The sequence below is a fragment of the Caldanaerobius fijiensis DSM 17918 genome, from assembly GCF_900129075.1.
Lineage (GTDB): Bacteria > Bacillota > Thermoanaerobacteria > Thermoanaerobacterales > Caldanaerobiaceae > Caldanaerobius > Caldanaerobius fijiensis.
The window spans coordinates 1-12,978 of the sequence record NZ_FQVH01000002.1; the positions used below are offsets into that span (position 1 = coordinate 1).

At 38.1% G+C, this 12,978-nt stretch carries 13 protein-coding genes; 10 read left to right on the top strand and 3 right to left on the bottom strand.

Going from position 1 to position 12,978, the window contains the following annotated elements:
* Positions 1-323: 323 nt before the first annotated feature.
* The gene (locus BUB87_RS01320; RefSeq protein ID WP_073341298.1) at positions 324-1,079 is read left to right on the top strand and encodes a carbohydrate deacetylase; all 756 of its coding nucleotides are present in this window, start codon (positions 324-326) and stop codon (positions 1,077-1,079) included.
* Between the two features lie 62 nt (positions 1,080-1,141).
* Here BUB87_RS01320 and BUB87_RS01325 read toward each other — a convergent pair whose 3' ends face one another.
* Positions 1,142-1,756 (bottom strand): DUF47 domain-containing protein, encoded by a 615-nt coding sequence (locus BUB87_RS01325; protein ID WP_073341299.1) that lies wholly within the window; start codon positions 1,754-1,756, stop codon positions 1,142-1,144.
* Positions 1,757-1,769: 13 nt separating this feature from the next.
* Positions 1,770-2,768 (bottom strand): inorganic phosphate transporter, encoded by a 999-nt coding sequence (locus tag BUB87_RS01330; protein WP_073341300.1) that lies wholly within the window; start codon positions 2,766-2,768, stop codon positions 1,770-1,772.
* A 262-nt stretch (positions 2,769-3,030) separates the two neighbouring features.
* On the opposite strand from BUB87_RS01330, the gene BUB87_RS01335 reads away from it, so the two are divergent.
* From BUB87_RS01335 to BUB87_RS01375, 9 genes are all read left to right on the top strand, one after another.
* Entirely contained in the window at positions 3,031-4,089 is a 1,059-nt protein-coding gene (locus tag BUB87_RS01335; protein WP_073341301.1) for a Gfo/Idh/MocA family protein, read from the top strand.
* Between the two features lie 5 nt (positions 4,090-4,094).
* Positions 4,095-4,922: a sugar phosphate isomerase/epimerase family protein gene (locus BUB87_RS01340; protein ID WP_073341302.1), complete on the top strand. Its 828-nt coding sequence runs from the start codon at positions 4,095-4,097 to the stop codon at positions 4,920-4,922.
* Between the two features lie 5 nt (positions 4,923-4,927).
* Positions 4,928-5,779 (top strand): sugar phosphate isomerase/epimerase family protein, encoded by an 852-nt coding sequence (locus BUB87_RS01345; protein ID WP_073341303.1) that lies wholly within the window; start codon positions 4,928-4,930, stop codon positions 5,777-5,779.
* A 17-nt stretch (positions 5,780-5,796) separates the two neighbouring features.
* Positions 5,797-6,489, top strand: coding sequence for an N-acetylmannosamine-6-phosphate 2-epimerase (locus tag BUB87_RS01350; protein WP_073341485.1), 693 nt, complete (start codon positions 5,797-5,799; stop codon positions 6,487-6,489).
* A gap of 34 nt (positions 6,490-6,523) precedes the next feature.
* On the top strand, positions 6,524-8,449 hold the full coding sequence (locus tag BUB87_RS01355) for an ABC transporter substrate-binding protein (RefSeq protein ID WP_073341304.1): 1,926 nt from the start codon (positions 6,524-6,526) through the stop codon (positions 8,447-8,449).
* A 104-nt stretch (positions 8,450-8,553) separates the two neighbouring features.
* Positions 8,554-10,077 (top strand): DUF4127 family protein, encoded by a 1,524-nt coding sequence (locus BUB87_RS01360; protein WP_073341305.1) that lies wholly within the window; start codon positions 8,554-8,556, stop codon positions 10,075-10,077.
* A 15-nt stretch (positions 10,078-10,092) separates the two neighbouring features.
* On the top strand, positions 10,093-10,989 hold the full coding sequence (locus tag BUB87_RS01365; protein ID WP_073341306.1) for an ROK family protein: 897 nt from the start codon (positions 10,093-10,095) through the stop codon (positions 10,987-10,989).
* A 19-nt stretch (positions 10,990-11,008) separates the two neighbouring features.
* Positions 11,009-11,536 (top strand): nitroreductase family protein, encoded by a 528-nt coding sequence (locus tag BUB87_RS01370; protein ID WP_073341307.1) that lies wholly within the window; start codon positions 11,009-11,011, stop codon positions 11,534-11,536.
* A 23-nt stretch (positions 11,537-11,559) separates the two neighbouring features.
* On the top strand, positions 11,560-12,420 hold the full coding sequence (locus BUB87_RS01375; protein WP_073341308.1) for a MurR/RpiR family transcriptional regulator: 861 nt from the start codon (positions 11,560-11,562) through the stop codon (positions 12,418-12,420).
* On the opposite strand, the gene BUB87_RS01380 is transcribed toward BUB87_RS01375, so the two are convergent.
* On the bottom strand, positions 12,417-12,971 hold the full coding sequence (locus BUB87_RS01380) for a hypothetical protein (protein WP_073341309.1): 555 nt from the start codon (positions 12,969-12,971) through the stop codon (positions 12,417-12,419). The two genes, BUB87_RS01375 and BUB87_RS01380, sit on opposite strands and share 4 nt — an antisense overlap.
* Between the last annotated feature and the right edge of the window lie 7 nt (positions 12,972-12,978).

The following is a 12,978-nucleotide window of genomic DNA, read 5'->3' on the forward strand; positions in this document are numbered from 1 at the left end:
AGACAACCTGAAGAAGAAAGAGGGAATACGTGTACTACAATACAAAATGCAGCAATCGAGCATACATCGCAGAGAGGATTATATGTTTGGTCGATGAGTAGTCAAGCCTAAAATGAACTCACTGCGTTCGGGCTTGACAACCCATCTTCCCAACCATGGGTAGTAGCTATGCGATGTATGCATAAGTATCAAGTGGCACTTGATAGATTTAATCATGGTGAAATTTAAAGAAACAATATTTAAATATCAAAGATCTTTATTAATCTTGTTAAAGGTCGACCTTTTTGGTTGATTACAAATCATATTATACGAGGGGGATTGTCATGAAAAGGTTGATTGTCAATGCCGACGATTTCGGGATGACCGTTGGTGTTACTGAAGGTATAATACACTGTTATCAAAAAGGGATATTGACCAGCACGGTTTTGATGGCAAATATGCCTTCCCGGTTTTTAGCGGCAAAATTGGCCCAACAAAATCCATCTCTTGGCATTGGTGTTCATTTAAATCTAACTTGTTATAAGCCTTTATTGCCTCCGACTGAGGTACCAAGTTTAGTTGACGCAAACGGCTGGTTCATTTATGATACGTCAAAGCACGATAGGTATGATATAGTCGATGTGGAGAAAGAACTGAGGGCGCAGGTCGCCGAGGCAAAAAGATTGGGCATTAATCCAACCCATATAGATTTGCACATGGGCACAAGGCGTAGAGATATTCTGGAAGTTATATTAAAGATAATAACTGAAGAAAATTTGCCCACGAGGAGACCACCTCAGGAATATCATGCGGAGGAATTGATTGAAAAGTATAAAATAAAGGTTCCCGATCAAACCTCTTATTATTTTGGAGAGAATGAGATGACAGTTGATAATATGGTGAAGTTCCTCGACAGCCTTCCTGATGGTATCACCGAGATTATGTGCCATCCGGGCTTTGTATCTATAGAGCATCAATATGTGGACGGTTTCTGGCATTTAAGGCAAAGAGAATTGGAGGTGCTGACACATCCTGCTGTCTACGAGGCGATATTAAGAAATAATATACAGCTGGTAAATTTTTCGGCAGTAAACAGATGAGAGTGTTGTAACTGAAGAGAATCTGGTGCCTTGCGTGGTGAATCTTCTATTGCCATCGTGATTTATATCATCTTGATCAATATATGGCCAAGAATATCACCTGCAAGGCTTATTTTGTCGGCGCAGTTGCTCAAATGCCTGTATATTTCCCTCATTTTTAAGATGTACTTTATGTCATCTTCTTTGAGCAGTTCTGCCACGTATTTTCTGTAGAGGCTCTCAATCTCATTTTCATATTTTTTCGCACCTACGGCAAACCTCATGGCCTCTTTTTTGTTTTTGTTCATGTTACAGAGTGACAAGTTAACTAACTCTGTTCCCTTTCTTATGGTTTCGACCATTGTTTTTAATTTATCAGTAGGTTTGATCTCATATACATCCATTTCTTTAACAGTGGTATCGCAGTAGTCCAGTATATCGTCTATAGCTCCTGATAACGCAAAAATATCTTCTCTTTCAAAAGGTGTAATAAAGGTTTCATCCAATGCATCTATTAACTCTTGTCGCTTTCTATCTGCCGTCTTTTCTAATTTCGTGACCTTATCGCCGTATTCACGGGATGCGGTTTCAAGATATTTCTGCAATGATATAACGCCATCTAATGTTAACTGACATTGTTCCTGTAACAGCTTGTAAAAATCGGTTTTCTCTGAGAAAAGCTTTTTTAAAAAATGCATATTCATTCCTCCATTATAGATTGTGCGCGATTGAATATAATATAATCGAGATCATAAAAGAAGCCGGAATGGTTATTAACCAGGCAATCATCATGTTCTTTACAAATTGCCATCTTACACCATTTGGCCGTTCTTTTGCACCTACACCCATTACTGATGCGTTTATGATCTGGGTTCCGCTTATAGGGGCTCCTGTTAAATTGGAAGTAATTATTACAATAATAGAGGCTAACTGTGCATTAAAAGAATGCAAAGGCCTGACCTTGTAAATTCTTGCTCCAACGCTTTTAATCATTTTTAAGCCGCCTAATATCAGTCCTGTTGAAATCATTAAGCCGGAGATAAATTTGACCCATAGTGGCACTGTAAAGCTCTTTGTCATGCCTGCTTGTAACATAGCAATAGCGATGATACCCATTCCTTTTTGGGCATCGTTGGCTCCTTGACTGCTGTTAAGTATAAAAATAGTTATGTATTGTAACCTTTTTAAGGTTTTATTTACGCCAGGGTCGAATCTATACAACAAAATCGTGCTTATACCCATAATTATATAGCCTATTATAAAGCCAATCATAGGCGATATAAATAAAGGAGCAATGACTTTAATAAATGTTCCGTATATATTTATTGATTTGTAGCCATATTCTACAAAAAAAGGCCCTAATAATCCACCAATTAACGCGTGGGATGCACTTGTGGGAATTTCTATATACCATGTTATTATATTCCACACAATAGCACCCAATATACCTGTTAGGAGCATAAGGTATAAATGATCATGGCTTTTTATGATGTAGTCGTATTTAATAATAGATTTTCCGATAGTGGAAGCCACCGATGTACCTATAAAGACCACGCCCAGGAATTGGGAGATAGCGGCCAACCCAAAAGCTGTAGCGGCTTTTATAGATCTAGATGATATTATAGTGGCAATAAGGTTTCCCTCGTCGTGAAAACCTGTTATGAAGATGTGTACAAAAATAAAAAACATCAATAAGTAAAATATCTTCATTTTATTACAAAAGACGCTCTATCAAACATGCTGCTTCAATGGCAACAAACAAAAGCGCCTTTTTCCTCACTTCTCCCTCTTTTTCTGATATTTTCTACAATTATCTATATTTGTGTATATTATACCATGCGTTTACAGACTAAAGCAATAACCAAACTCGTTGAAAAAAATATTCAAAAATAGTTTAAAAAACAGGAGGAATTTTTGTTTATGTGTCGAATACTTATTAATATCAAGACATTGATGGAAGGAGGAATTTTTTATGAAAAAAGCGAAAATTGCAATAATTGGAAATGGAAGTATCAGCCATGTTCACATGGCAGCGTATAAAAAATTAGAGAATGTAGAAATAGTAGCAAATTGTGATATAAACGAGAAAAGGGCAAAAGAATACGCGGAACGATATGGTATACCTCATACCTATACAGATTATAACGAAATGTTAAAGAGGGAAGAACTGGACGGTGTTAGTGTATGTACATGGAATAATGTTCATGCACCGGCATCTATTGCGGCCCTTAATGCAGGTGTCAATGTGTTGTGTGAAAAGCCTTTAGCTATGAATGCAGAGCAGGCTCAGGAGATGGTGGATACAGCGAAAAAAAACAAAAAATTATTGATGGTAGGGTTTGTGCGTAGATTTGGAATGAATACAAAGGTATTAAAGGACAGAATAGAGCAGGGTGAACTGGGACAAATATACTATGCAAAAACAGGTTGTATCAGGCGAGTGGGTAACCCTGGCGGATGGTTTTCCGATAAAAAAAGATCTGGCGGAGGTCCATTAATTGATTTAGGCGTTCATATGATCGACCTTGTCAGGTATTTGATGGGTAAGCCTAAAGCTGTGTCAGTTATGGGTTCGACTTATAGCCTTGTAGGTCCCAGGTCCAATATAAAAGGTATATATCAATATAAGTCTGCTGATTACAGCGATTATAACGATGTAGAGGATTTTGCTGTGGGCTTTGTCAAATTCGATAACGGAGCGACGTTGGTTGTGGAAAACAGCTGGACTCAACACATAAAGAAAGATTATTTGTATTTAGAAATATATGGGAGCAAAGCAGGTGCAACTATGGAGCCGGAGTTAGAGATATTTTCTGAAAAAAATGACTTTTTAACCGACGAAAAACCCGTATTAGAACCAGCATTTGTGGATTTTCAGCATAATTTTGATAAAGAAATTGCTCACTTTGTCGATTGTATACTAAATGGTACTCCCTGTATAAGTCCAGGAGAAGATGGTGTGGAATTGATGAAGATATTGGACGCGATATATAAATCAGCAGAGACCGGCCATGAAGTTATGGTGGGGTGAGAATTATGAAATTAGGGGTGAGTATGTGGAGTGTAGTCAATGAGTTTCAAAAAGGTAATATGGATGTAGCAAAGTTCATTGACTTGATGCATGAACAGGGTGTCGATGGGGTAGAATTGTTGGATTTTTTCTGGAAAGATAAAGAAAAAGAGCTTCCGATGGCAGTACAGAAATTAAAAAATTATAATATGGAAATTGCGTGTTATTCTATAGGAAATGATTTTGTATTGCCAGATGAAGAAGCAAGAGAGAAGCAAATACAATACGTAAAACAGGGGATTGACGATGCCGTCAGAGTTGGTTCATATAAACTTAGGGTATTTAGTGGTAGTCCAAAAGAGGGTGTATCGTATGAAGATGGCAAACGATGGATAATAGAGTGCTTTAAGGAATGCGTAAAGTATGCAGAAAAAAAAGGCGTGGTTCTTGCCCTTGAAAATCATGGTCTCTTTGCTGGTAAGAGTCAGCAGGTAAAGGAGATAATAGAGGTAGTAGGATCTAAATACCTTAGATCTACAGCTGATACAGGTAATTTCTTTTTGGTTGGAGAAAAACCTGATGAAGCAGTAGATAATATCAAGGAATACATAGTCCACGTCCACTTTAAAGACTTTAAGAGATCTGAGCCAGGAAAAGGGTATAAAGGCCTTGGAGATGTCTATTACGTTGGATGTGTTCTAGGCCAGGGAGATGTGGAGATGAAGAGGATTGTTGATATCATTCAGTCAGCAGGTTATAACAGCTACCTTGCAATAGAATTTGAGGGTGCAGATCCTCAGATTCAAGGTACTGTGGAGAGTATAAATTTTGTTAAAAAACTATTAGGAGGGTGAGTCTTATGAAAATTGGCGTAATGGTAGATTCTTTTAGATTGCCATTAAAGGAGGGTATCAAAAAAGCAAAAGAATTAGGAGCAGAAGGTATACAGATTTATGCGGTATCGGGCGAAATGGCTCCTGAAAACATGTCTTCGTCCAAGAGAAAAGAGCTTTTAAATTATATTAAAGATAATGGCCTTGTAGTTTCAGCGTTGTGTGGAGACCTGGGAGGCCATGGATTTGCTATAAAAGAGGATAATCCGGCGAGAATAGAGCGTTCCAAGCGCATAATGGATCTAGCTAAAGACTTGGAAACCTCGGTGGTTACCACTCATATTGGCGTTATACCGTCGGATCCTAATCACGATAGGTTTAAAGTTCTTCAGGAGGCATGCGAGCAGTTAGGAGAATATGGCGATAAAGTAGGTGCATATTTCGCTATAGAGACAGGACCAGAAAAGACCGAGACATTGAAAAGATTTTTAGATAGTTTGCATAGCAGGGGTGTAAAGGTCAATTATGATCCTGCTAATCTGGTGATGGTTAGTGGTGATGATCCGGTTAAAGGTGTATACAATCTTAAAGATTATATCGTGCATACCCATGCCAAAGATGGCATAATGAAAAAGCAGTCAGACCCCGAGGTAGTATATGGCTTTTTCGCTGAAGGCGGTATTGAGGATTTCAGGCTTGAAGATTATTTTGTAGAAGTGCCCCTTGGCAAAGGGCAGGTAGATTTTCCAGCTTACATTAAAGCATTAAGGGATATAGGATTCGATGGCTTCCTTACCATTGAAAGAGAGGTTGGCGAGAACCCAGAAAAGGATATAAGGGAGGCTGTAGATTTCTTAAAAGCGGTATTGAAGTATTAGCAGAAAGGTTGATAGAAGTGGTCGATGCAGACATTGTGAAACAGCTCAAGGGTGGGCTTATAGTGTCATGTCAGGCACTGGAGGATGAACCATTGTATGGTTCAGAAATTATGGCAAAGATGGCTTATGCAGCAAAGTTGGGCGGCGCGGCAGGTATAAGGGCCAATTATGCGCAGGATATAAAGGCCATTAAGGAGGTGGTGGATCTTCCTGTTATTGGTCTTATAAAGCGTAAGTATGATGGCTGTCCTGTATATATAACTCCAACTATGAGGGAAGTAAAAGATGTAGTAGAAGCCGGTGCGGATATTGTGGCCATTGACGCTACAAAATCGTTAAAGCCAGATGGGAAAACCACTGCTGAATTTATAAGGGACATAAAGAAAACATTTGATATTATGATATTAGCGGATGTATCTACATATGAGGAAGGAATGGAAGCTGAGAAAGCGGGAGCAGATATGGTTTCCACCACCCTTTCTGGTTATACCCCTTATAGTCCTAAATTAGAAGGTCCTGACTTTGAGCTGGTTAAAAGACTGGCGAAAGACCTCAGGATACCCCTCATAGCTGAAGGAAGATACTGGACGCCTGAGGAGGTGGTAAAGGCATTAGACTTGGGCGCACACGCTGTGGTTGTGGGTACGGCCATAACAAGGCCAAAAGATATAACCGCCAGGTTTGTAAGGGCAATAAAATTAAGGTCTTAGGTTGCGTAATTTATAATTTATGGAGGGGTTAAGAATGAGTATTAAAAAGGGCGGAGCGGTATTGATCACGTTCCTTATAATTGTCTCTCTAATTTTTTCGGGATGTAGCAAGGCCAGTAATACTGCTTCAAACAATAAGACAGCATCGACGCAATACAGTGATACTCCTAAATATAATAAAGACAGGAGTTTTAGGGATATAAGTTCATGGCCTAAGCCACCTCTTTATCAAGGTAATCCATTCGCAGCAGGTGGCGTAGGTTGGCAAGCATATTCTACATGTTTTGAGGGATTATTTGAGAATATAGCAGTATCAGGTACTATATACAATAGATTGGCTAAAAGTGTAGAAAACAAAGGGAATGAAACCATAATTAAATTACAGCCAAATGTAAAGTGGAATGATGGCAAACCATTTACCAGTAAGGATGTATGGGCGTATTATATGATTAACAATGGCGCTGCGGTTATGAAATTTTTGACAGATATTGAAACACCTGATGATAACACAATTGTGTTCAAATGGGCCGAACCGGCTCCAAACGACAGATTGAAAATTGCTCTTCTTGCTCAGGATATGCAAGGTACTGTTCAATACGAATACTATAAAAAGTACGTCGATAGAGCTGCCGAACTGCTGAAGAATGGAAAGCCCACCAATGATCCAGCTAAAAAAGGCGCTTTTGGCAAAGAGTACGATCAAAAAACTAATGATGAATTAAATAAAAACTGGCAAGAATTTACAAAAGCAGGCCCTAAATTGCCTCTAGGTACGGGACCATTTATGGTTAAAAGTGTTACTGCTTCTGATATGATTCTTGTCAAAAATCCATATTACTGGAGAGCCAAAAATGTAAAATTTGATAAGATCATTCTAAAGCAAGTGGACCAGGCAGGCGCATGGGCTATGCTCAAAGCAGGTCAATTGGATAGGTTTGATGGTACGCCCAATAAGGATATATTGGAAAACATGTTAAACACAAATAAAGATCTTGCTCACTATATGACACTGGACAATGCTTCAGCTGGTTTTGTATTTAATATTCAAAAACCACCATTTAATGATGTTAAATTCAGAAGGGCATTGATGTATGTCTTTGATAAACAGAAAATAAAGGATGTAGGTAACTATTATGGTACCACGACAGAATACTCGACGATAGGTATGCCTTTTTCCTACTCAAAGGAATGGGTGACACAGGATATAATGGATAAAATGACAAAATTTACTTATGATCCTGCAAAGGCTGAAGAATTGTTAAAACAAGACGGATGGACGAAAGGCTCTGATGGTATATGGAGAGATAAAAATGGTAAACAATACAATTTTGTTATAGCTACTGATTCTACAGCTTTCCAGTTTGTAAATCCATCTGAGGTCGCAGCAGAACAGTTGACTAAATTTGGTTTTCCGACTAAGTTAATGGCTGTAGATCCATCTATGTTCTATACTAATGCCCAGTATCCCAACAATAAATATGATATGTCGTCGAGCTGGATCGAAAACTCATGGGGATTGTACAGCCCGTATGGCGCATTGTCAGGGTTTTATTGGGGATTTGCCAGCAGTGCTGGTAATTTCCCGCGTTATAAAACAGGTCCAAAAGCCGGGCAACTGAATATGGTATTGCCGGGTCCTGATGGTCAGCCTGTAGATATAGATAAGACTTTAAAAGAAATGCTGTTTATGAGCGATGAAGATCAGAAGAAAGTGGGCAGTGTTTTGGCATGGATTGCCAATGAAAATGCTTTTGGATTACCTTATTACCAGAATGTATCCGGCTTTTGGCTAAACATAAAGAGGATTAAAGGCTATCCACTGCCTGATTTGGTGAAAAAGTATAATAGAAACGTACCGTTACAGACAGATCCAGAAAATGTAAAGATTCTCGATGACCACTGGTATTTGTGGGTAGGTCAGGGCAAGCAATTCTCTGATGGAACATATGCACCTAATTAAAAGTAAATAAAACATCCAGCGATTTGAGGACACATCCTCCTCAAATCGCTGGAATAAATGATGGATATAATGGGCATATTCACATGTTGGAAAGGGAAGTAGTTATGAGAAATATAATGTTAATTCCTTTAGATGAAAGGCCGTGCAATTATAATTATCCTTTAATGCTGGCCAGAGATACAGACGTTAATTTGTTATTACCACCTAGAGAGATCCTTGGGTACAAGAAAAAACCCGCCCAAATTGATGATTTATGGGAGTGGCTTATAAAGAATATATCTGATTGTGATTACTTAATAGTTTCCATAGACATGCTCGTATATGGGGGAATCGTTCCATCCAGATTGCACAGCTTTACTGAAAAAGAGTGTCTTGAGAGACTTGAGCGGCTAAAAGAAATAAAGGATAGCAATAAAAAGTTAAAAATAATGGCATTTAATCTCATAATGAGAGTGCCATCATATGACAGCAGTGAAGAAGAACCGGATTATTATGCTTATTACGGAGCGAGAATATTCAGATATTCCTGGCTTTGGGATATCATTAATAGAGGCATGGCATCTGATGGGGATAAAAATGAATTTGAAAACTTAAAAAAAGAAATTCCTGACGATGTTTTGGATGATTATATAAATAGGCGCAAGGTTAATTCATCTGTAAACTTGCAAGCAGTTGATATGGTAAAGCGCGGTATAATAGATTTTTTAATTATCCCCCTTGACGATTGTTCTGAATATGGCTTTTCTTCATTGGAACAGCAAAAAATACTTGATGAAGTTGAAAAAAATAATCTTCAGGATAAAGTTTATATTTATCCGGGCGCCGATGAAGTTGGTTGTACACTGCTAGCGCGGGCGTATAACGAATTAAATAATACAAAGCCCTGTGTTTATGTAAGGTATTCTTCAACCATAGGTCCGCAAATCATACCTAAATATGAAGACAGGCCTTTAAATGAGAGCATAAAGTCCCAGGTCATAGCGGCAGGTGGCATAATTGTAGATAATTCCAGTGATGCAGATATTGTGCTCATGGTAAATTCACCTGCTCTGGGCGGGCACAAGATGGGAGAATCTCCAGAGGCTGTCTACTACAAAGATAGATCTTACTATTCTATGAGGAATTTGAGGGAATTCGTAGAAGCCTTGAAATACTATATAGGGAAAAATAAAAGGTGTTCTATTGCTGATGTGGCGTTTTGCAATGGGGCAGATCAAGAACTTTTAAATATGCTATTAAAACAGGATTTAATAGACAAGATATATTCTTATGCCGGTTGGAATACATCTGGAAATACATTGGGCACTGTCATATCTCATTCTATGATAAAATTTAATTGTAATAAAAGCGGTATTGATGATTTTTATGTACTCAGGCTATTAGAGGATTGGGGTTATCAGGCTATGATAAGACAGGACATAAGTAGAGAAGACCTTCCAGTCCTGGGGTTGTCCTATTTTGATATAAAAGATAAGAATGAAAAAGTGGCTGAAAAAGCAAAGAGAAGGTTGATGGATTTTAAATCGAAAAACCTCGAAAAGGTTATGAGAGGATATGAGATTGAAAGAGTTTATTTCCCGTGGAACAGGTTATTTGAAATAGGCATTGAGCTCAAGAAAATAGATTGAGGTGAATATAATTTTATGTATAGGGTAGCGGCTTTGGATATAGGCGGCACAAAGATGCTTGGCGGGATTATTTCGGAAGATGGCGAAATATTGTATTCTGAGGAAATAGCTACGTGTGCCCAGTTGGGGAGAGACGCCGTTATAAAAAACATGCTACATATATTAAAACAGTTGCTAGACAATGTACCTGATGTAAAAGCCATAGGAGTGGGGACCACTGGCAGGGTAAATGTAAATGAGGGTACCATTTATCACGCTACTGATATGATGCCAGGATGGACAGGAGTAGATGTGGCGGGTATAATAAAGAAAAACTTTGGGCTGCCTGTTGCTGTCGAAAATGACGTTAATGCCATGGCTATTGGTGAAGGATGGTTGGGCGCGTCTAAAGATTATAATACATATCTTTGTCTCGCATTGGGGACCGGTGTAGGAGGTGCTTATGTAGAAAACAGGCATATATTGCACGGCAGACATTGGGGCGGTGCTGAACTGGGCCATGTTCTGCTGCACGCGGGAGGCAGACAATGTCTGTGCGGATTAAAAGGATGCATCGAGCAGTACATATCTGGTACTGCTTTGTATAAAAGATATAACGAGCTATCAGGAGAAAATATAAAGTCGGCAAAGGATGTGATGGAAAGATTGCAAAGTTCTGATAAATTTGCTAAAATTGTTATTGATGAATTCACTACGGATTTGGCTTATTCAATACTTAGTTTAAATAATGCATTTGATCCTGAATTTTTTGTAATTGGCGGCGGCCTTATAGGTAGTATGAAATTGTGGTGGGAAGATTTTATGGAAAAATTATCAGCATATCAACCGAATTTTAAGGTACTTCCGGCAAAATTAGGTAATAAAGCAACCATGTTAGGCGCAGCCAGATTAGCGTTAAATCTTATCATATAAGTGTTGTGGGGTGATTGAAGTGGAATTTTATGATGTTGTGGAAAAAAGAAGGAGTATTAGAAAGTATATTAATAAGCCTATCCCTGAAGATACTATAAAAAAGGTGTTAAATGCAGCACGATTAGCTCCATCCTGGGCTAACAAACAGTGCTGGAGGTTTGTTGTTGTATCAGATCCTGAATTGAGATTAAAATTAGGTGAAGTTATGAAGAATAATCCAAATAAATCGTGCTACGAAGATGCTCCTATAGATATTGTGATATGTGCGAGAAGGGAAGATTCTGGCATTCACGACGGCAAAGAGTATTTTATGTTCGACGTGGGATTGGCTATGGAGAATCTGGTATTGGCAGCAGCACAAGAGGGATTAGGAACGTGCATAATAGGATGGTTTGATGGTGCTCCCATAAAGAAGTTGTTGGGCATACCTGAGCAATATGAGGTGGTGGCAGTTACCCCCTTGGGATATCCGGCAGAAACTCCCAATGCAAGGCTTAGAAAGCCTCTGGATGAAATTGTATTCTACAATGGGTTTAATGAACGTTAACAGCTTTGTAGGAGGAAAAAAAGGTGGATAAAACAGACAAAACTGAAAGCATTATTCTAAAAATAAGAAGCATATACGATTCTTTAACCAAAGCAGAGAAAAAGGTTGCAGATGTGGTATTAGATAAAGCAGATGAGATTATATACGATTCCATAACCGAGTTGGCTGAAAAATGTAGCGTTGGCGAAACCACCATAATACGATTTTGCAGGAAAATAGGTTTATCGGGATATCAGGAATTCAAGCTTTTGCTTGCGAGAGATCTTGTAGTCCCTGAAGAAAATCTCCATGAAAATATCAGTGCCAATGACGATCTTGAGACATTGGTTCAAAAAATCGCGGCTGATAATATACAAGTGATAAATAACACCACGAAGATTTTATCAATAACTCAGCTGGAGAATGCTGTTAATGCCATAATTAATGCTCAGCGAATTGAGATCTATGGCGTTGGTGCCTCAAGCTATACGGCTTTTGATGCTATGTATAAATTTAAGAGATTGGGGTTGTTTGCTAATACCTATCCGGATGCCCATATGCAGGCTATGTCTGCTACGACTTTGTCAGAAAAAGATGTGGCTATAGGTATATCGTTTAGCGGCAGCACGAGAGATACTGTCCATTCACTGGAAATTGCTAAAAAGGCAGGAGCTAAGGTAATCTGTATAACAAATCATGCGCGATCGCCAATAACAAAATATGCAGATATTGTATTGTTGACTTCGATAAAAGAAACCCCTTTGAGAAGTGGAGCCTTGACATCGAAAATTGCTCAGTTATATATACTGGATATTTTATATACGGCTGTAGCGATGAGAATAAAAGAAAAAGCCCTGGAGAACATAAACAAAACAGCTGAAGCTGTTCTGGATAAGCTGTATTAAACTGTATTATTGGCATTGGTGTCAGGGCTTTTATTTTTATCCGTCGATTTTTCGTTTTGATCTAAACGGGTTTTTATGATTTTTTCCAGGTCTTCTGTGTATCGGTTGATTTTAGCTGTGATACTTCTGTAGTTTAATATTTGTTGTTGATTTTTATTTATACAGCTTATTAAAGCTGTTTTTACGCTGTCAAAAAGGGCGTCTATGGTAATATAATCTGTGATATTTTCTTCATTTAAGGGTATATCTATTAAGTCTTCATTTACTATTCGATAATAGTGGATGGTACCGTCTAATCTGAGTATTAATTTTTCTTCAATATTTTTATCAAATATTACAATACCTTCACCTATCTCGAATATTTTGCCCATATAACTTCTTAAAATGATATTATCGATTTTAGTATATTCTGACAGATTTAAAAATATATCAATGATTTCTTTTACACAATTTCGCATAACCCTTTGCATTTCCTCATTTGCCCTATTTTTTTCTTGTTCTGATTCTTTGAGATTTTCCATTAATTTCTTAATATCATCAAGAATACCCATTTTACCA